23 protein-coding genes are annotated in these 19,148 nt (G+C 67.0%); 5 read left to right on the top strand and 18 right to left on the bottom strand.

What is annotated here, in order from left to right; genetic code table 11:
- Nucleotides 1-8: 8 nt before the first annotated feature.
- The 10 genes from rpoE to M3149_RS12720 form a co-directional block, all read right to left on the bottom strand.
- On the bottom strand, nt 9-656 hold the full coding sequence (gene rpoE, locus M3149_RS12675) for an RNA polymerase sigma factor RpoE (RefSeq protein ID WP_251709902.1): 648 nt from the start codon (nt 654-656) through the stop codon (nt 9-11).
- 39 nt (nt 657-695) lie between these two features.
- A complete protein-coding gene (locus tag M3149_RS12680) occupies nt 696-1,148 on the bottom strand; it encodes a hypothetical protein (RefSeq protein ID WP_251709903.1) in 453 nt (150 codons plus the stop codon).
- Between the two features lie 18 nt (nt 1,149-1,166).
- The gene (fabF, locus tag M3149_RS12685) at nt 1,167-2,411 is read right to left on the bottom strand and encodes a beta-ketoacyl-ACP synthase II (protein WP_251709904.1); all 1,245 of its coding nucleotides are present in this window, start codon (nt 2,409-2,411) and stop codon (nt 1,167-1,169) included.
- 7 nt (nt 2,412-2,418) lie between these two features.
- Nucleotides 2,419-2,658 carry an acyl carrier protein gene (gene acpP, locus M3149_RS12690; RefSeq protein WP_251709905.1) on the bottom strand — a complete coding sequence of 80 codons (240 nt, stop codon included), beginning with the start codon at nt 2,656-2,658 and terminating at the stop codon, nt 2,419-2,421.
- Nucleotides 2,659-2,743: 85 nt separating this feature from the next.
- On the bottom strand, nt 2,744-3,505 hold the full coding sequence (gene fabG / locus M3149_RS12695; RefSeq protein ID WP_251709906.1) for a 3-oxoacyl-ACP reductase FabG: 762 nt from the start codon (nt 3,503-3,505) through the stop codon (nt 2,744-2,746).
- A gap of 14 nt (nt 3,506-3,519) precedes the next feature.
- Nucleotides 3,520-4,470, bottom strand: a complete 951-nt coding sequence (fabD, locus tag M3149_RS12700) for an ACP S-malonyltransferase (RefSeq protein ID WP_251709907.1) — start codon at nt 4,468-4,470, stop codon at nt 3,520-3,522.
- 44 nt (nt 4,471-4,514) lie between these two features.
- Nucleotides 4,515-5,492 (bottom strand): beta-ketoacyl-ACP synthase III, encoded by a 978-nt coding sequence (locus M3149_RS12705; protein WP_251709908.1) that lies wholly within the window; start codon nt 5,490-5,492, stop codon nt 4,515-4,517.
- 45 nt (nt 5,493-5,537) lie between these two features.
- Nucleotides 5,538-6,596, bottom strand: a complete 1,059-nt coding sequence (gene plsX / locus M3149_RS12710) for a phosphate acyltransferase PlsX (RefSeq protein ID WP_251709909.1) — start codon at nt 6,594-6,596, stop codon at nt 5,538-5,540.
- Between the two features lie 118 nt (nt 6,597-6,714).
- Nucleotides 6,715-6,897: a 50S ribosomal protein L32 gene (rpmF, locus tag M3149_RS12715; RefSeq protein WP_251709910.1), complete on the bottom strand. Its 183-nt coding sequence runs from the start codon at nt 6,895-6,897 to the stop codon at nt 6,715-6,717.
- A 99-nt stretch (nt 6,898-6,996) separates the two neighbouring features.
- Nucleotides 6,997-7,569 carry a YceD family protein gene (locus M3149_RS12720; RefSeq protein ID WP_251709911.1) on the bottom strand — a complete coding sequence of 191 codons (573 nt, stop codon included), beginning with the start codon at nt 7,567-7,569 and terminating at the stop codon, nt 6,997-6,999.
- A gap of 37 nt (nt 7,570-7,606) precedes the next feature.
- Between M3149_RS12720 and M3149_RS12725 the strand changes: the two genes are divergently transcribed.
- Entirely contained in the window at nt 7,607-8,206 is a 600-nt protein-coding gene (locus tag M3149_RS12725) for a Maf family protein (RefSeq protein WP_251709912.1), read from the top strand.
- A complete protein-coding gene (locus M3149_RS12730) occupies nt 8,203-8,976 on the top strand; it encodes an SAM-dependent methyltransferase (protein ID WP_251709913.1) in 774 nt (257 codons plus the stop codon). Before M3149_RS12725 ends, M3149_RS12730 begins: the two co-directional genes overlap by 4 nt.
- 13 nt (nt 8,977-8,989) lie before the next feature.
- On the opposite strand, the gene galU is transcribed toward M3149_RS12730, so the two are convergent.
- A complete protein-coding gene (gene galU, locus M3149_RS12735; protein WP_251709914.1) occupies nt 8,990-9,874 on the bottom strand; it encodes a UTP--glucose-1-phosphate uridylyltransferase GalU in 885 nt (294 codons plus the stop codon).
- Nucleotides 9,875-10,001: 127 nt separating this feature from the next.
- Here galU and M3149_RS12740 point away from each other — a divergent pair, with 127 nt between their 5' ends.
- Both M3149_RS12740 and galE read left to right on the top strand, forming a co-directional pair.
- Nucleotides 10,002-11,429 (top strand): mannose-1-phosphate guanylyltransferase/mannose-6-phosphate isomerase, encoded by a 1,428-nt coding sequence (locus M3149_RS12740; RefSeq protein WP_251709915.1) that lies wholly within the window; start codon nt 10,002-10,004, stop codon nt 11,427-11,429.
- Nucleotides 11,426-12,466 (top strand): UDP-glucose 4-epimerase GalE, encoded by a 1,041-nt coding sequence (galE, locus tag M3149_RS12745; protein ID WP_251709916.1) that lies wholly within the window; start codon nt 11,426-11,428, stop codon nt 12,464-12,466. Before M3149_RS12740 ends, galE begins: the two co-directional genes overlap by 4 nt.
- Here galE and sppA read toward each other — a convergent pair.
- From sppA to xdhC, 6 genes are all read right to left on the bottom strand, one after another.
- Nucleotides 12,454-13,428: a signal peptide peptidase SppA gene (sppA, locus tag M3149_RS12750; protein ID WP_251709917.1), complete on the bottom strand. Its 975-nt coding sequence runs from the start codon at nt 13,426-13,428 to the stop codon at nt 12,454-12,456. The two genes, galE and sppA, sit on opposite strands and share 13 nt — an antisense overlap.
- 14 nt (nt 13,429-13,442) lie before the next feature.
- Nucleotides 13,443-13,820, bottom strand: coding sequence for a Rieske (2Fe-2S) protein (locus tag M3149_RS12755; RefSeq protein ID WP_251709918.1), 378 nt, complete (start codon nt 13,818-13,820; stop codon nt 13,443-13,445).
- A gap of 5 nt (nt 13,821-13,825) precedes the next feature.
- Complete coding sequence (locus M3149_RS12760; protein ID WP_251709919.1) at nt 13,826-14,482, bottom strand: HAD family hydrolase; 657 nt, start codon at nt 14,480-14,482, stop codon at nt 13,826-13,828.
- 236 nt (nt 14,483-14,718) lie between these two features.
- Nucleotides 14,719-15,519 carry a PEP-CTERM sorting domain-containing protein gene (locus tag M3149_RS12765; protein WP_251709920.1) on the bottom strand — a complete coding sequence of 267 codons (801 nt, stop codon included), beginning with the start codon at nt 15,517-15,519 and terminating at the stop codon, nt 14,719-14,721.
- A gap of 291 nt (nt 15,520-15,810) precedes the next feature.
- Nucleotides 15,811-17,010: a urate hydroxylase PuuD gene (locus tag M3149_RS12770; protein ID WP_251709921.1), complete on the bottom strand. Its 1,200-nt coding sequence runs from the start codon at nt 17,008-17,010 to the stop codon at nt 15,811-15,813.
- Between the two features lie 150 nt (nt 17,011-17,160).
- Nucleotides 17,161-18,015, bottom strand: coding sequence for a xanthine dehydrogenase accessory protein XdhC (gene xdhC, locus M3149_RS12775; protein WP_251709922.1), 855 nt, complete (start codon nt 18,013-18,015; stop codon nt 17,161-17,163).
- 142 nt (nt 18,016-18,157) lie between these two features.
- Here xdhC and M3149_RS12780 point away from each other — a divergent pair, with 142 nt between their 5' ends.
- Nucleotides 18,158-18,727, top strand: a complete 570-nt coding sequence (locus tag M3149_RS12780; RefSeq protein ID WP_251709923.1) for a hypothetical protein — start codon at nt 18,158-18,160, stop codon at nt 18,725-18,727.
- A 51-nt stretch (nt 18,728-18,778) separates the two neighbouring features.
- Here the strand turns inward: M3149_RS12780 and uraH are convergent, their stop codons facing one another.
- Nucleotides 18,779-19,132 (bottom strand): hydroxyisourate hydrolase, encoded by a 354-nt coding sequence (gene uraH / locus M3149_RS12785; RefSeq protein ID WP_251709924.1) that lies wholly within the window; start codon nt 19,130-19,132, stop codon nt 18,779-18,781.
- Between the last annotated feature and the right edge of the window lie 16 nt (nt 19,133-19,148).

Raw genomic sequence — 19,148 nt, forward strand, 5'->3', positions numbered from 1 at the left:
TGCGGGGCTCACCAGCGTTTGCCCGACTGACGCTCGAGCATCGGCTTGATGCGCGCGGAGATGGCTTCGCGCGCCCGGAAGATGCGTGAGCGCACCGTACCGATCGGACATTCCAGGGCTTGGGCGATCTCTTCGTAACTCAGGCCTTCGATTTCGCGCAGGGTGATAGCCATGCGCAGTTCCTCGGGCAAGGCGTCCATCGCGGCGTTGACCGCATTGGCGATTTCCTTGCTCGCCAACACCGCTTCTGGCGTCTCGGCATCGGCAACATGGGCGTTTAGTTCGCGCTCCGGAGCGGAAGTTTCATCATCGTCCGCGGATTTGAGCTGCGATTGGTAGACCAACGGGTCGCGTTTGAGTTCGAGCAGTTGCTTCTTGGCGGTGTTGACCGCGATCCGGTAGAGCCAGGTGTAGAACTGGGCGTCGCCCCGGAATTGCGCCAGGGCACGGTAGGCGCGAATGAAGGTTTCCTGCGCGATGTCCTGCACGAGGTCGACATCGCGCACCATGCGCCCGATCAGGCGCTCGACACGGCGCTGATACTTGATCACGAGCAGGTCGTAGGCCCGCTGCTCGCCGGCCAGGGTCCGCTGCACCAGCATGGCGTCGCTGTCGGGCGGTGGCGGCGCGGTGTGGTCTTCCGGATTAATGCTCATGCGCGCGGCAATATACCCGAAGGGCGTGAAGCAGCAGGCTCAGCGCGCCGCATTCACCATCAAGGCGCGGCGCAGCGCCAGCCAGTCGCCGGGGGCACTCCGTGCTTCCAGCCAGATCCAGGCGGGCGCGCCCGCGGCACCGCGAAACTGCAGCAACAGCCATTGCTGCAGGTCCAGCACGATGCGTGGCGCCGCCAGGGGCAAGGCCTCGCTGCCTGGCTGATCTCGCCACGCCCAGCCGGTATCGCCCGGCAACGGCGATGAGGCGCCGCCACCGAAGCACAGCCAGCCGCAGGGTTGGCGCCACAGGGTCCACAAGGCAGCCCCCCACCAGGCCAGAACGGCTGTTGCCAGGCACAAGGCTTGCCACCGGGCCAGGCCGTTCCAGCCCAGGGCCAGGGCACCCGCAAGCAAGATACCGAAGCAGCCGAGCATCAGCGCCCGAATGGCACAACGCCCCACCGGGAAGTTCACCGATGGGGCGTTCCGCATGGTGGCGGGATGCGCCGATCAGACGCGCTTGAACACCAGCGTGCCGTTGGTGCCGCCGAAGCCGAAGTTGTTCTTCAGCGCGACGTTCACCTTGCGATCGCGCGCGGTGTTGGCGCAGTAATCCAGGTCGCACTCGGGATCCTGGCTGAAGATGTTGATCGTTGGCGGGATCTGCTGGTGATGGACCGCCAGCACGGTGAACACGCTCTCGATACCGCCAGCGCCACCCAGCAGGTGGCCCGTCATGGACTTGGTGGAGCTGATGACCATGTTTCTGGCATGTTCGCCCAGCGCCGCCTTGACGGCGTTCGACTCGTTCACGTCACCGAGCGGCGTGGAGGTGCCGTGCGCGTTGAGGTAGTCGACCTCGTCGGCATTGACACCAGCATTGCGCAGCGCGTTGACCATGGCACGGCGGGGGCCGTCCATGTTGGGGGCCGTCATGTGGCCGGCATCGGCGCTCATGCCGTAGCCCGAAAGCTCGGCATAGATCTTTGCACCGCGTGCCTTGGCGTGTTCGTATTCCTCGAGCACCATCACGCCCGCGCCCTCGCCGAGCACGAAGCCGTCGCGGTCCTTGTCCCAGGGACGGGACGCGGTGGCCGGGTCATCGTTGCGTGTGGAGAGTGCGCGCATCGCCGCGAAACCGCCGATGCCCAGGGGCGACACGGTGGCCTCTGCGCCACCGGCCACGATCACGTCGGCGTCGCCGTATTCGATCTTGCGCGCGCCTTCACCGATGGCGTGCAGCCCGGTGGTGCAGGCCGTGACGACCGCCAGGTTGGGCCCCTTGAAGCCGAAACGCATCGACACATGACCGGAGATCATGTTGATGATCGAGGCCGGCACGAAGAACGGCGAGATGCGCCGCGGCCCGCGGTTGACCAGCTCCGAATGAGTCTCTTCGATCAACGGCAAGCCACCGATGCCCGAGCCGATGATGCAGCCGATGCGCGTGGCGGTTTCTTCATCCAGTGCCTCGCCCGTGGGCAGGCCCGAGTCGATCACCGCCTGATGAGCGGCGGCGATACCGTAGTGGATGAACGTGTCCATCGTGCGCGCCTCCTTGGCGCTCATGTAGGACTCCAGCTCGAAACCCTTGACCTCACCCGCGATGCGGCACGCCATGTTCGACGCGTCGAACTTGGTGATTGCGGCGATGCCGGAACGCCCGGCAATGAGGCTGGCCCAGGCGTCAGCCACCGTGTTGCCCACGGGGCTGATGCAACCCAGGCCGGTCACGACGACGCGACGGCGGCTCATGGGCGAATCAGGCCTTCTGATGCTTGACGGCGTAATCGATGGCGTTCTGCACCGTGGTGATCTTCTCCGCCTCTTCGTCGGGGATCTCGATGCCGAACTCGTCTTCGAGGGCCATCACGAGCTCCACGGTGTCCAGGGAATCAGCACCGAGGTCGGCGACGAAGGCCTTCTCGTTCGTGACCTGGCCTTCTTCAACGCCGAGTTGCTCGGCAATGATCTTCTTGACGCGTGCTTCGATATCGCTCATAGGTCCCTCAAAGGGTGGTTGGAATGCAAGCCCGGCATTTTAGCCGGGGGATGGTGGTGGGGCGGCGGGGCGACAAACGTCCCGCTCAGGCCATGAACATGCCGCCGTTGACGTGGAGTTCCTGGCCCGTGACGTAGCCCGCTTGCGGGCTGGCGAGGTAGGCCACGGCGTGCGCGATGTCGGCCGGCTTGCCCAGGTGACCCAGGGGAATCTGGCCCAACAAGGCCTTTTGCTGCTCTTCGGGCAGCGAGGCGGTCATGTCGGTCTCGATGAAGCCGGGCGCCACGCAGTTGACGGTGATGTTGCGGCTGCCGAGCTCGCGCGCAAGGGCGCGCGTCATGCCAGCCACACCGGCCTTGGCGGCGGCGTAGTTGGCCTGGCCCGGATTGCCCGAAGCGCCGACCACGCTGGTGATGCTGATGATGCGGCCGTAGCGCTGTTTCATCATGGGCCGCATGACCGCGCGGCTGAGGCGGAAGACGGCCTTCAGGTTGGTGTCCAGCACGGCATCCCAGTCGGCGTCCTTCAGGCGCATGGCAAGCATGTCGCGCGTGATGCCCGCGTTGTTCACGAGCACGTGCAGTGACCCTTGCGCCTTGACGATCTCGTCGACAAGAGCGTCACAGGCCGCGACGTCGTTGACGTCGAGCACGGCACCGCGACTGCCGGCACCCGCCCCCGGCACCGCCTTGAGGGCGGCGTCCACCTTGGCGGCGCCCTCGGCGCTTGTGGCCGTGCCGATGACGATCAGCCCCTGATGGGCGAGCTCGTGCGCAATCGCTGCGCCGATACCACGCGATGCGCCGGTGACCAGGGCCACCTGGCCCGAGAATTTCACGTCAGACATGTGTGCCTCCAGGCTCAGGCCAGCAGGCCCTTGACTTCACCCAGCGTGGGCGGGTCGAACAACGCAGCACCCTGCAGGGTCGGGTCGATGCGCTTGGCCATGCCGGCGAGCACCTTGCCCGGGCCGCATTCGATCAGGGTGTCGATGCCGCGCGCACGGATGGCCTGCACGCACTCCACCCAGCGCACCGGGCCAAAGGCCTGGCGGTAGAGCGCATCGCGGATGCGGTCGGGATCGGTCTCGACCGCCACGTCGATGTTGTTGATGAGCGGAATCTGCGGCGCAAGCAATACCGTTTGCGAGAGCTTTTCGCGCAGGCGCTCGGCGGCAGGCTTCATCAGGCTGGAATGGAACGGTGCCGACACCGGCAGCGGCAAGGCGCGCTTGGCACCCTTGCCCTTGAGCACTTCGCAAGCCTTTTCCACCGCGGCCTTGCTGCCCGCGATCACGGTCTGCGCCGGGTCGTTGAAATTGACCGCCTCCACGACCTCGCCGCTGTCCGCGGCAAAACCGGCTTGCACCTCGGCGCAACCGGCCTTCACGAGCGTCGCGTCCATGCCGAGGATGGCGGCCATGGCGCCCGTACCGACCGGCACGGCCTCCTGCATGGCAGCGGCGCGGAATCGCACCAGCGGGGCAGCCTGAGCCAGCGTGAGCGAGCCCGCGGCCACCAGCGCGCTGTACTCACCCAGCGAATGTCCGGCGACAGCGGCCGGCAGGGCACCACCCTCGGCACGCCACACGCGCCAGGCAGCCACACCCGCCACCAGCATCACGGGTTGCGTGTTGGTGGTCAGCGCAAGTGCTTCCTTCGGGCCTTCATGAATCAGTCTGGTCACGTCCTCGCCGAGCGCATCGGAGGCTTCGCGCAGGGTTTCAAGCACGGCAGGGTGATCCGCCCAGGCATCGAGCATGCCCACGGCTTGCGATCCCTGGCCGGGAAAGACGAATGCAAACGCTTTCATGGTCGAGATGTCTCTTGTGTTGTTATGAGGGCAACGCCGCTGGCTCAGAAGTCGAGCAGCACGGCGCCCCAGGTGAAGCCACCGCCCACGCCTTCCAGCATCACGGTGTCGCCGGCCTTGACCTTGCCTGCACGCACCGCATGGTCGAGCGCCAGCGGAATGGAAGCGGCTGACGTGTTGCCATGCTGGTCCACGGTGACGATCAACTTGTCCAGCGGAAGCTTCAGCTTCTTCGCCGTGCCCTGCATGATTCGGATGTTGGCCTGGTGCGGAATCAGCCAGTCGATGTCTTGCTCGCTGCGACCCGCTTTGGAGAGCACTGTGCGCGCGGCCTGCTCGAGCACACCGACGGCCAGCTTGAACACAGCCTGCCCGTCCATCTTGAGCAAAGGATCGCCCGTGACCTGCCCGCCAGCCACATGGCCCGGCACACACAGGATGCCGACATGCTTGCCATCGGCATGCAGGTCGCTGGCGAGGATACCGGGCTCGTTGGCGGCCTCGAGCACCACGGCACCCGCGCCGTCGCCGAACAGCACGCAGGTGGTGCGGTCGTTGAAGTCAAGCAGGCGGGAGAAGATCTCGCTGCCGATGACCAGCGCGCAGTTGGCGCTGCCGGTGCGGATCATGGCGTCGGCCACCGTGAGCGCGTACACGAAGCCGCTGCACACGGCCTGCACGTCGAACGCCGGGCAACCGGCAATACCGAGCTTGTGCTGGACGATGGCTGCCGTGGAAGGGAAGACCATGTCCGGCGTGGACGTCGCCACGATGATCAGGTCGACATCTTCGGCGGCGCGGCCAGCGGCCTGCAGGGCGGCACGCGCCGCGTGAACGCCCAGGTCGCTCGCGAACACGCCATCGTCGGCGAAATGCCGCGCACGGATGCCGGTTCGCTCGATGATCCACTGGTCGCTGGTTTCGACACCACGCGGCGCCAACAGGGCCACCATGTCGTCGTTGGTGAGCCGGCGCGGCGGCAGGTGGCTGCCGGTGCCGGTGATGCGGGAGAAACGGGTCATGTCTGGCGCGGAGTCGCTCAGCGGGTCGGACTCAGAAGGTCGAACTCAGATGGTCGGAATGTGGCCCAGTTCACTCACCGTCTCGGGCGAGAGCAGCGGCCGGGCGTGTGCGATGCGTTGCCGCACGTTGTCGAGCAACCCTCGGGAGGCCGCATCATAAGCGCGCGCCAGGGCATGTTCAAAAGCGACGGCATCGGCCGAGCCGTGGCTCTTGAACACGAGCCCTTGCAGGCCGAGCAGCGCGGCACCGTTGTAGCGGCGGTGATCGACGCGATGGCGGAACGCGTTGAGCACCGGCATGGCAACCAGAGCGGCCATCTTGCGCCAGAGACTGCGCGTGAATTCCTCGCGGATGAAACCGGCGATCATCGAGGCCAGGCCCTCGCTGGCCTTGAGCGCGACATTGCCGACGAAACCGTCGCAGACCACGATGTCGGTCGTGCCCTTGAAGATGTCATTGCCTTCCACGTTGCCGTGGAAATTCAAATCGCCTGCCGAAGCGGCATTGCGCAGGAGCTGCCCCGCCTGCTTGATCACCTCGCTGCCCTTGATGACCTCTTCGCCCACGTTGAGCAGTCCCACCGAGGGCGCATCGCGACCGGTCATGGCCGCCACCAGGGCCGACCCCATCACCGCGAACTGCAGCAGGTGTTCGGCATCGCAATCCACGTTGGCGCCCAGATCGAGCACGGTGGTGGCACCGCCCGCCGCGTTGGGCAACTGGGTGGCGATGGCCGGGCGCTCGATCCCGTCGAGCGTCTTGAGCAGGTAGCGCGCGATCGCCATCAACGCGCCGGTGTTGCCCGCCGACACCGCCGCCTGGGCGTGCCCGTCCTTGACCTGCTGGATCGCCACGCGCATGGACGAATCCTTCTTGCGGCGCAGGGCAATCTCGATCGGATCGTCCATGGCCACCACCTCGCTGGCCGGCACAAGGGTGCAGCGCGGGTGGTCGAGCACGCGCTGCCAAGCGCGCATGACATCGGGTCGCCCCACCAGCAGCAGCCTCGCGTCGGCGTGCGACGCGAGGAACGCCGCGCAGGCCGGCAAGGTCGCGGCCGGCCCGACATCTCCTCCCATGCAATCCACTGCGACGGTGATCATGTCGGCATCCCGAACAGGCACATGAGGTGTGCCGGTTGCAATGAAAAGGGCCCGCATGCGGGCCCGTCGTTCCGTGCATCCGCGCGCGCCATGACGCGCGCCGCGGCCAGCCCCTGGATCAGGCTTCGGACTTGTTCTTGAGCACCTGACGGCCGCGGTAGAAGCCGTTGGGGCTGATGTGATGACGCAGGTGCGTCTCGCCGGTGGTGGGCTCGACGGCAATGCCGGGCGTGCCCAGCGCATTGTGCGAGCGGTGCATGCCACGCTTGGAGGGCGACTTCTTGTTCTGCTGGACGGCCATGATGGGCTCCTGGGAAAGTTGGTTTGGGACGGAAGTGGCCCGCCCTGGCGCAAAGCCAAGCATTATAGCCCGATCGCCTTTGCCCGTCCAAGCCGACCGTCACGGACGACCCTTGAGCTTTTGCAGCGCAGCAAACGGGTGCGGGCGTTGCGGTGTCTCGTCCATGGCCGCGTCGGCCGCAGGCCCCAGCGCCGCCGGCGTGTCCGGACATTGCTCGTGCATGGGCACCAGGGGCAGTTCCATGATCAGTTCGTCCTCGACCACCGCCTGCATGTCGGGGCGGGGATCGAGCGCCAGCAGATCTTCCTCGCAATCGTCGTCCTGTGCCTCGGCGGTCGCCTCATCGGCCACGAAACGGAACCAGCGGTCCACGGACAACTCGGTGGAAACCGCGCCCAGACAGCGCTGGCAGGTGAGTGGAACCTCACCCCGGGCTTGCAGGTGCAGCCAGACCTCGGGCGCCGCACCGGTGGTGCCGTTGCGCCATTCCCCCCGGGCCGACCAACCCACCACGGCCTGCGGATCGATCGGGCCATGCAGGTCCTCGCCCAGGCGGGCCAGGTCGGCAAGCGGTATTTCGCCCGCCAGGATGTCACCGGCCTGCGCGAACCGCTGGGCATCGAGGCGGCGAAAGTTGAAAGGGCCCGTCGAGGGCTTCTGAGCGGAGGCCATCCGGTGATTGTAGGCAAGGGGTCTTCACAATACGCCCATGACCGCCCTTCTCTCCCCCGCCCGCCCGGTGGTGCTTGGCTCCACCTCCCCGTACCGCCGTGAACTGATGCAACGCCTGGGCCTGCCCTTTGAGGTGCTGGCTCCCGGCGTGGACGAAACCCCCGAACCTGGCGAAACACCCGCCGCGCTGGCGCAGCGCCTGGCCCTGGCCAAGGCGCGCGCCGTGGCGCGCCAGCGGCCCGCTGCCATCGTGATCGGCAGTGACCAGGTGGCCGACCTGAACGGCGAACCACTGGGCAAGCCTGGTACGCACGAACGGGCCGTCGAGCAGTTGCAGCGCATGCGCGGGCAGACCGTGGTGTTCCAGACCGCACTGGCCGTCGTGTGCCTGGACAGCGGCTTCGAGGCCGCCGACCTGGCGCCGGTGCGGGTGTGCTTCCGCGACCTCGACGATGGCGAAATCGAGCGCTACCTGCGCACCGAGCAACCCTACGACTGCGCCGGCAGCGCCAAGAGCGAGGGCCTGGGGATCGCCCTGCTCGAGCGCATCGACAGCGACGACCCGACCGCACTGGTCGGCCTGCCGCTCATCCGCACCTGCCGGCTGCTGCGCGCGGCGGGCGTACACCTGCCATGACGCCTGCTCGCCTCTTCCTGGTGCCCACGCCGCTGGATTTCGGCGCCGACCCGCAACCCCTGGCCCTCGCCCTGCCGGGGGAGACGGTTGACACGGCGGCGCGGCTGACGCACTGGATCGCCGAGAACGCCAAGAGCGCGCGCGCCTTCCTCAAACGCGTGGACGCGATCGCCCCGCTCGCCGTGCCGCTGCAGGCCCAGCAGATCGCCGAGCTGCCGCGCCAGGCGCACAAGCAGGGCGACCACGCCGCCGGCGCACTGGACACAGCAGCGCGCGCCCTGCTCGCCCCGGCCGTGCAGGGCCACGACATCGGCCTGCTGAGCGAAGCTGGCATGCCCGCCGTGGCCGATCCGGGCAGCAGCGTGGTTCGGGCCGCGCACGCCATGGGGTTGACTGTGGTGCCACTGGCGGGCCCGGTGTCGCTCATGCTGGCGCTGGCCGCCAGCGGCCTCAACGGTCAGCACTTTGCTTTTGTCGGCTACGTGCCGCAGGACGCGGCGGCTCGCAGCAAACGGCTGCGCGAACTGGAGGCGCACGCCACGCGCAGCGGCCAGACCCAGATCCTGATCGAGACGCCCTACCGCAACGTCGCGCTCCTGCAAGCGCTGCTGGAGCATCTGCAGGCGGGCACACGGCTGGCCGTGGCTTGCGCGCTGGGCCTGCCGCAGCAAGCGGTTCGCAGCGCCACGGTGGCGCAGTGGCGCCAGCAAGCCGCCTGGCGAGAGGCGCTGCCGCTGTCGATGCCGGCGGTGTTCCTGTTCGGGCCTTGAGCGCCGTGCGGGGTCAACCCATCACGCGCTTGAGGTGCGCGCGCACCGCGCCGCTGAGTTCGGGGTTGGCCAGGGCAAGATCGATGGTGGCCTCGAGGAAGCCTTCCTTGCTGCCACAGTCGTAGCGCCGACCGTCGTAGCGGAAGGCCTGCACGCGCTCTTTGCCGATCAGCGCGGCGATGCCATCGGTGAGCTGGATCTCGCCGCCCGCGCCCCGCGGCTGCTGGCGGATGCTCTCGAACACCGCGGGCGTGAGGATGTAGCGCCCGGCCACCGCCAGCGTCGACGGGGCTTTCTCGGGCGCGGGCTTTTCAACCATCGCGAACACCTCTGCGAGCGGCGCGCTCACGCCGTGCACATCAACCACACCGTAACGGCGCGTCTCGGCGCGCGGCACGTCCTGCACCGCCAGCACGGTGCCCGGGCTCTGCTCGTAGGCCTTGACCATCTGGGCCAGCACCGTGGGGCCGCCCTGCATCTGCTCGCGCCCGATCATGAGGTCGTCGGCCAGCAACACGGCGAAGGGCTCGTCGCCCACCAGGCGTTCGGCGCACAACACCGCGTGGCCAAGGCCCAACGCACGCGGCTGGCGCACGTAGGCGCAGTCCATGTCATCGGGCTTGATGGAGTTGACCAGCTCAAGCAGCGCGCCCTTGCCCGCGGCCTCCAGTTCGGCCTCGAGCTCGTAGGCGACATCGAAGTGGTCCTCGATCGCGCGCTTGTTGCGACCGGTCACGAAAATCATCTCGCGAATGCCCGCGGCGTAAGCCTCCTCGACGGCGTACTGCATCAGTGGCTTGTCCACCACCGGCAGCATCTCCTTGGGAATGGCCTTGGTGGCGGGCAGGAATCGGGTGCCCAGGCCACCCACGGGAAACACGGCTTTGCGGATCGTCATGGTGTGGAGTATTTCGGTATGCGCTGTCAAACAAGCCAACCATAATACCGACGGCCTACGGCAGGGACAGGAAACGCCGGGCATGCCGCACCCCGCTGCGCGGGGATGCTGAAACAGAATATTTCACATGAACATCACACCCGTCGTGCTGTGCGGTGGCTCGGGCACCCGCCTGTGGCCTTTGTCGCGCCAGAGTCTGCCCAAACAATTCGTACCCCTGGTGGGCGACAAATCGCTGTTGCGCCTGACGCTCGAACGACTGGCCTGGTGCGGCGAACCCGCGCTGTGCATCGCCTCGGAGGATCACCGCTTCCTGGTGTCTGACGACATCGAGCGCGCCAGCCAGCGTGGCGCCGTGGTGCTGGAGCCGGCCGCACGCAACACGGCGGCCGCCATGGCGCTGGCGGTGTTGCACGCCCAGACCACGGGCGATGCGCTGATGCTGTTCTGCCCTGCCGACCACCACATCCCCGACCCCGTGGCCTTCGGCGACACCGTGCGCCGGGGTGTGGCGGCGGCCGAGGCCGGCGCCATCGTCACCTTCGGGGTGGTCCCCACCTTCCCGAGCAGCGCCTACGGCTACATCGAACAAGGCGAGCCGCGCGCCGACGGCAGCCGCCGCGTGGCGCGCTTCATCGAGAAGCCACAGCCTGCTGCCGCGGCCGAGTTGCTGCTCAAGGGCGGCGTGCTCTGGAACGCCGGCATCTTCCTCACCAAGGCCAGCACGCTGCGGGCAGCGCTGCAGCGCCATGCGCCAGATATCTGGACGGCGTGCGAGCAGGCGATGTCGGGCGCAACGTCCGAGGCCCTGGGCCGGATCCGTTTCGTTCGTCCACAGGCCGAGGCTTTCCTCGCCTGCCGCTCGCAAAGCATCGACTACGCCGTGATGGAGCGGCATGACGATGTGGCTGTCGTGCCTTTCCAGGGCCAGTGGAGCGACGTCGGCAGCTGGAACGCGGTGGCCGACCTGGCCCCCGCCGACGACGCGGGCAACCGCGTGCGCGGCCAGGGTCATGCGCTGCAGGCACGCAACACCTTCATTCATGCCCCACACCGCCCGGTGGTGGCGCTGGGCACGCAGGACCTGCTCATCGTCGACACACCCGATGCGTTGCTGGTGGCGCAGCGGGACCACGCCGAGCAAGTGAAGGACGTGGTGGCACACCTCGCAGGCCATGCGGTGCCACAAGCGGCCACCCACCGGCGCGTGGCGCGGCCCTGGGGCTGGTACGACAGCATCGACCTGGGCGAACGCTTCCAGGTCAAGCGCATCGGTGTCAAACCGGGTGCGTCGCTCAGCCTGCAGAAACACCACCACCGCGCCGAACACTGGATCGTGGTCAAGGGCACGGCCGAGGTCACACGCGGGCAGGAGGTGTTCCTGCTGTCCGAGAACCAGTCGACCTACATCCCCATCGGCGAGGTGCACCGCCTGCACAACCCAGGCAAGATGGAGTTGGAAATGATCGAGGTGCAGTCTGGCGCCTACCTGGGCGAGGACGACATCGTGCGCCTGGAAGACGTCTACGGTCGCCAGCCCAGGCAGGCCTCATGACGGCCGCGCGGACCATCCTGCTCACGGGCGGCGCCGGCTACATCGGCAGCCACACCGCGGTTGCCCTGGTGGAAGCGGGGTTCGATCCGGTGATCCTGGACAATTTCGCCAACAGCCACCCGGTGGTGTTGCAGCGCCTGCAGCAGATCACCGGCCGGGCACTCCCGCTGGAGCGCGGCGATGTGCTCGACGCCCCTTGGTTGCTTGATGTGCTGCGCCGCCACCGCCCCGCGGGGGTGGTGCACTTTGCGGGCGACAAGGCCGTGGGCGAAAGCGTGGCCGACCCGCTCAAGTACTACCGCAACAACCTGGGTGGAGCCACCAGCCTGCTGCAAGCGATGTCAGCGGTCGCCACCGAGCACGGCACAGCACCCACCCTGGTGTTCTCCAGCAGCGCCACCGTTTACGGCGATCCGGCGCGCGTGCCCATCACCGAAGATTTTCCGCGCAGCCACACCAACCCCTACGGGCACACCAAGCTGGTCATCGAAGACATGCTCAGCGCATTGCGGGTTGCGCAGCCACACTGGCGCATCGGCACGCTGCGCTACTTCAACCCGGTGGGCGCGCATGACAGCGGCCTCATCGGCGAGGACCCGGCGGGTATTCCCAACAACCTCATGCCCTATGTGGCGCAGGTGGCTGTGGGCGTGCGCGAGCACCTCAATGTGTTCGGCGGCGACTACCCCACGCCCGATGGCACCGGTGTGCGCGACTTCATCCACGTGATGGACCTCGCGCGCGGCCACGTGGCAGCCCTGCAGAGCTTGTTGAACCAGGGCGAGAGCTTCACCGTGAACCTCGGCACCGGCCGCGGGCACAGCGTGCTGGAGGTGGTGGCCGCCTTCGAGCGCGCCAGCGGGCGGCCCGTGCCCTACCGGGTGGCGCCGCGGCGTGCCGGAGACGTGGCCCAATGCTGGGCCGACGTCACCCTGGCGTCGCGCCTGCTGGGCTGGCAGGCGCGCCACACGCTCGACGAGATGTGCGCCGACGCCTGGCGCTGGCAGCGCCAGAACCCGCGCGGTTACCGCAGCTGAATACCGGCCGACTGCGCGGCCTTGAAAACGCCCTCGCCGACGCTTGCACCGAAGCGCCGCGCCAGCCGCAGCCCCAGGTTCTCGCGCTGGGTGTAGTCCACGATCTCCTCGGCCTTCACCACCTCGCGCGCCACGTGATCGAGGTTGCCCAGACCGTCGGCCAACCCGAGGTTGACGGCCTGCTGCCCGCTCCAGACCAAGCCGCTGAACGTGTCGGTGTTTTCCTTCAGGCGCTGGCCACGGCCCTTCTTCACCACGGCGATGAACTGCTCATGGATTTCGTTGAGCATGCTCTGCAGGTACGCCTTCTGCGATTCGTCGAGCGGGCTGAACGGATCGAGCAGCGCCTTGTTCTGGCCCGCCACCATGAGGCGGCGCTCCACGCCGAGCTTGTCCATCAGGCCGGTGAAACCAAAGCCGTCCATCAACACGCCGATGCTGCCCACGAGGCTGGCTTTGTCGACGTAGATGTCATCGGCCGCGGCGGCGATGTAGTAGGCCGCCGAGGCGCAGGTCTCTTCGACCACGGCATACACCTTTTTGTTGTGCAGCGCCTTGAGGCGGTGGATCTCGTCGTTGATGATGCCCGCCTGCACGGGGCTGCCACCCGGCGAGTTGATCAGCAGCACGATGGCCTGCGCACCCTCGTCCTCGAAGGCCTGCTTGAGCGCGGGCAACACGTTCTCGGCACTGGCCTCGGCACCCGAGGCGATGGTGCCCTCGACCGCGATCACCGCGGTGTGGGGCGTGGACACCTGCGACGAGGCCATGCCCTCGGCCTTGACCGCCAGCCACACGATGGCGACGATCACCAGCAGCCACATGAGGCGAAAGAACAGCTTCCAGCGGCGCGCCGCGCGCTGCTCGTTGAGCTGAGCGAACAGCAGCTTCTCGATGGCCTCGCGTTCCCAGGGCACGCCCGCGGGCCGCGGTGTGCCGGTGGCGTTGAAATCGTCGTTCATGGCGGTCTCGATGGTCAAAATTCGACAGGTTTGAGGTGGTATTGTGATCGCCAGTGCACGACGCCGTCGTGCTCGAACACCTCGATCTTGAACAAGCCGCCGCGGCATGGGCCGCCACGGCACTCGCCGGTGTCGGGCTCGTACACCGCACCGTGCGTGGCGCACAGCAGCCAGCGCGCGCTTTCATCGAAGAAGCGGTCGGGCTGCCAATCCATTTCCATGGCCACGTGCGCGCAACGGTTCAGGTAGGCGTGCACCTGCCCCCGGTAGCGGATCGCAAACGCGCGGCAGGTCTGCCCGGCGTAGTTCACGTCGAACGACACCGCCCGGCCGCCGTCGACCAGGTCGCGGCTGTTGCACAGCGGGTTCAGGTCGTCGGCCGGTGGGGGCATGGCACTCAGGCGTTGAGGCGCAGCCAGTCGTGCAGTTCGCGCACCGAGTGCGCCACGTGGCGCGGCGCCAGCGCGTGAAAGGCATCGGGCTCGTGCGCGCCGTAGCTCACGCCCACACTGGCACAACCGGCGTTCACGGCCATCTGCAGGTCGTGCGTGGTGTCACCGATCATCAGGGTGCGTTCGGGCTCCACGCCGAACTCGCGCATCAGTTCGTGCAGCATCAGCGGGCTCGGTTTGCCGGCGGTCTCGTCGGCGGTGCGAGAGCCATCGAACACACCGCTCAGCTCCACCGTGCGCAGCACCTCGTCGAGGCCCCGGCGGCTCTTGCCGGTGGCCACGGTCAGCCAATGCTGCCGGCCCTTGAGCTCGGCCAGCATGGGCAGCACGCCCTCGAACAGGCTCAGGTCGTTCTGATGGGCCAGGTAGTGGTGTCGGTAGCGCTCGCCCAGGCGCGGATAAAGATCGGGCGGCACATCAGGCGCGGCGTGTGCCAGGGCCTGCATCAGGCCCATGCCGATCACGTAACTGGCTTGCTCGCGCGTGGGCGGCGTGCCACCCACGTCGGCCACCGCTGCTTGGATGCAGTGCGCGATGACGGCGGTGGAGTCGAACAGGGTGCCGTCCCAGTCGAAGGCGATGAGGTCAAATTGGCGGGGCATGGATTTGCTGTCCGAGCCCAACTTGGCGTCATCAAGTGGCTCGAACTCAAGTAACACCCCCGGTTTATACCGACCCTCGGCGAGAGCGGCGCTTTGGAAGGTCATATGGCGGGATGGCTGACCGCGAGACGCACGCCGTCTCGATGGCGAAGGCGTTGCCCGGACGAGCGAAAAACGGAGCCCGAAAAAGCAAATGCCCCGTCAAACGGGGCATCTTGCACAAGCTGAAGCAAGGCTCAGACAGACCTTCTGCGCCTGCTCAGGGCCAGCGCACCCAGCAAGCCCAGCCCGAGCAGCGCAAGCGTACCGGGCTCAGGAACTTGGCCTCCGCCACCGCATGCGCCACTGAAGCCCGACTTCGGCTCAGACGTGGTGCCATCAAATGTAGCCACCACGCAATCCAGGCGAAGCTGCGCGGTGTCCGGCGCCGAGAACTGAATCCAGGTCACGTCCTTAAACAGGTCTCCAAACGACACGATGTACCCAGTGTTTTTCGCCAGGTTCCCGGCCAGATCACCGGCGTTCGCCCCCTCATAGAAGGTGACATCGGGCATGCCTGCGGCGTCATAGTTTCCGCCCAACTGGAACGTGTAGGTCACGTTGGAATTGCTTCCTTTCACGCTGATCGCGTTCTCAGCGCCTTCGCCATTGCCGGTCAGCAGAAAGTAGAAGGAGTCCAGCGTGAAGGTCAGCAGGGGGCCAGAGGCGTCGGGGGCCTTATTGGGTGAACCCTGCAAAGTAGTGCCGTCCGTGGGACGGGTCATGCGGGGAAGCTGCCCGTTTTCTCCCTTGCCCTCGATCACGCAGTTGCCGTTCCCACCGTTGGTGGAATCGGCGCAAAGCGTGGCCGACTGGAAATTGGTCGGATCGAACAGGAAATTGCGGTCAGCGTCGCTGTACCAGCTCCACCCGTTTCCGGCATCGTCAAAATGGATCAGCTGGGTCACCAGGGCTGCATTCGCCGAGGAGCCGGCAAAGAGCAAACTTGACAGCGCTGCCGCGCTTGCGACCCGCTTGATGGCTTGAATGGTGTTCATGAGGTGCTCCAGGCGAACTGGGCTAAATGGTCTTGCACTGCAGGCTTCGGGGGTCAGTGAGCACTTTCGGACCACTTGACCGCCTTTACCGTCGCCATTTCGAAGCAGCTTTCGTGCCACGAAAGCGGTTACCTTTGTTTTCAAGCACTTGCAAGCAGTCTGGGGTTTTCTACGATGAACGCCCCGCGAGATTTGTCAAAAAGGACGACACAAGCGCCGCTGACGGGTGGCCACGCGACGGGCGTCCACACCAGCGATCCGATGTCGACTAGGCGCGCGACTTCAGCCCCGTCATTTCACAGCGGCTGCGGCCAAAAACCACCGGCCAATCAACGCCCTCTCGCTCTCCGTCATCCCCGTCGCGTTGTTCATCGGCATCTGCCGCGTCACCACCACCTGCTGGTAGATCGCCTGGGCGTGACGGTCGATTTCGCTGATCGAATCGAGCCGGACGCCCTTGGACGGCAGGGCGGCGTTGTGGCACATCACGCAGCGTTGCTCGATCACGGGCTGGATCCGGGCCGTGGAGACGGTGTCACGTAGTCCGACACTGGGCTCCATCGGTGCTGGCCGCAGCCACACGATGAGCCCGATCAGCACCACCACGCCCGCCGCGGCGTAGGGCCAGGGGTGCGGGTTGCGGCCGAGCTTGAACCCATGGCGCAGCACGAAGAACTGCCGGATCGCGGCGCCCGCCGCCATCATTCCAATGAGCACCCAGCCGTTGTGGGGGTGCGCGTAGGTGAAGCTGTAGTGGTTGCTGAGCATGGCGAACAGCACCGGCAGCGTGAAGTAGGTGTTGTGCACGCTGCGTTGTTTGCCACGCTGGCCATGAATCGGGTCAACAGGCAGGCCTGCCTTGAGCGCTGCCACCACCTTGCGCTGCCCGGGAATGATCCAGAAGAACACGTTGGCGCTCATGGCGGTGGCGATCATGGCGCCCACCAGCAGGAAGGCGGCGCGGCCGGCGAACAATTCGGTGGCCAGCAGCGATGCCCCCACCACCAGCAGCGCCACCGCGGCGCCGACCTTGGCGTCGCCGTTCTTCGTCTGCCCCAGCGTGCGGCAGATCGCGTCGTACGCCAGCCAGAACACCACCAGAAAGGCCAGCGCCGTGGCGATGGCCGCCGGCGGCGACCAGTCGAACACCTGCGGATCGATCAGGTAGACCTTGGGGCTCCAGAGGTACGACACCAGAAAAAGCGCAAAGCCCGACAGCCAGGTGGAGTAGCTCTCCCAGTAGAACCAGTGCAGGTGGCCGGGCAGTTTCGGGGGCGAGACCGCGTACTTCACCGGGTGGTAGAAGCCGCCACCGTGGACGGCCCAGAGCTCGCCGGTGGCGCCGTCGCGGCGCAGCGCTTCGTCTTCGGGCGGCGTGAGGCTGCTGTCGAGGAAGACGAAATAAAAGGATGAGCCGATCCACGCGATGGCGACGATGACGTGCAGCCAGCGCAACAGCAGGTTGGCCCAATCGAGCAGGTAGGTTTCCATGGCACCTCGTTCAAGGGACGGCAAGGTCCCGCTTTTCGACTCACCACCGCGGGCGCTCTGAGCCGACCGAGGGCCGCGATACACAGCACCGCTCCCTGACGGGATGGCGCCGGCTCCGCTGCGACCACAGACGCGCAGCAGTGTATCGGCTCAGGCGGGCATCGGCGACCCCGCTGGCGCGCCAGATTCCACGAGCAACAGTTGTGCCGCCACCGCCGCCGCAATCACTGCGGGCTCCTTGCCCGTGATGCCGGGCAGGCCGATCGGGCAGGTGACGCGCGCCAGCGATGCTTCGTCGAATCCGCGATCGCCCAGGCGGTGCCGAAACGTGGCCCACTTGGTGCGGCTGCCGATCAGACCGATGAAGCCCAGGTCGTCGCGGGTGCGCACACGGTCAAGGCAGGCGGCCACGATGTCCAGATCCTCCGCGTGCGAGAAGCTCATCACCAGCACGTGCGAACCCGCTGCCAGGTCAGCCACCGCAGCCTGCACGGGCGCCGAGTGCTCGGCCTGCACACCGAACGGCAACGGGTCGGGGAACACCTCGTCGCGGCTGTCGATCCAGGTCAGCGCAAAGGGCAGCGGTGCGAGCGCCTGCACGATGGCGCGGCCCACATGCCCGCCGCCGAACAGTGCCACCGGGGTGCGTACCGCCGCCAGACGCCGCTCGAGCGCTGGCGCATGCCGCGCATCCACCGGCTCGTAACCCAATGTCACCGCGCCCCCGCAGCACTGGCCGAGAGAGGGCCCGAGCGTGACCGATTGCACAACTGCTTCGACCGCGCGTCGCGCCAGCAACTCGCGCGCACGGCGCATGGCGTCCCATTCAAGGTGTCCGCCGCCGATGGTGCCGACGACCTCACGGTCGAAAACCGCCATCCAGGCGCCCACCCCACGCGGCACGGAGCCACGCGCTTCGTGCACCGACACCAGCACCGCCGGTGCCTCGCGCAAGCGGCATAAGAAAGTGTGCAGATCGACCGTGGTATGTGGCGCCGAGGACATGGAAGCTGTATGCATCTGTAAGAAGGTTTCAGCGCCGTGAGTATCGGCCGAAGACCGTGATGAAACGTGCGATATCGCACATACACTTCACCCGGTCTTCGGGTTAGCCAATACCCCACGGGGCCCGTTCGAGAAGATGAGCATGACCAAACGAGACATTGCACCCGCCCCGCGCCCCGAAGGCGCGACCGCCCGCGCCGCCAACCCCGTCACCGCTTGGCGCTGGGCGGGCCTGACCGTCGCCGCCCTGCTGGCGGCCTGCGCGGCACCGCTGCCCCCGCCGCCGCCGCCCCCACCACCGCCGCCCCCCATGCCCGCACCGCCGCCGCCACCGCCCGTGAGCAAAGCGCCCGAACCCAAGCATGTGTCGCAAGCGGCCACGCCGCAGGACTACCGCAAGGACGGTGCGCGCCACCTCTACCAGCACAACAGCCACCGCATCTACAAGGGCCAGTTGCCGCCGCTGCTGCACGCCGTGGGGGTGCTGCAGGTCGAAGTGGACAACATGGGTCATGTGAAGCAGGTGAGCTGGATGCGTGCGCCCAGCCACGCGCCCGACGTGATGCGCGAGATCGAGCGCACCGTGCGTGCCGCAGCGCCTTTCCCCGCCCCCGTGCGCATGGGCCGGGTCACGTACACGGACGTCTGGCTCTGGGACAAGAGCGGCAATTTCCAACTCGACACGCTGACCGAAGGCCAGCGCAACCGGTGATCTCCAGGGGGTTGAACGCTTGGGCCCGCCTCAGCGGGCCTTTCTTTTGGCTCAACTGCCGCGGTAGGTCGAATGGCTCCACGGGCTCACGAGCAGGGGCACGTGGTAGTGCTGGTCGGTGTTCGCGATGCCGAAATCGAGCGTGACCTGATCGAGAAAACGCGGCTCGGGCAATGCCACGCCGCGCGCGTCGAAGTAGCCCTTCACGTCGAACACCAGGCGGTAGGTGCCGACGCGGATGGTGGCGTTGTCCAGCAAGGGGCCGTCGGGGTTGCGGCCGTCGGCGTTGAGCGTGAAGCGCTTGATCAGTTCGGCCTGCGCGCCAGCGGTGCGGTAGAGCGTCACCCGCATGCCCGCCGCGGGGCAGCCGTGCATCGTGTCCAGAACGTGGGTGCTCAAGCCCATGGGGCGCCTCCTGCGG

The sequence above is a fragment of the Hydrogenophaga intermedia genome, from assembly GCF_023715105.1.
Lineage (GTDB): Bacteria > Pseudomonadota > Gammaproteobacteria > Burkholderiales > Burkholderiaceae_C > Hydrogenophaga > Hydrogenophaga intermedia_A.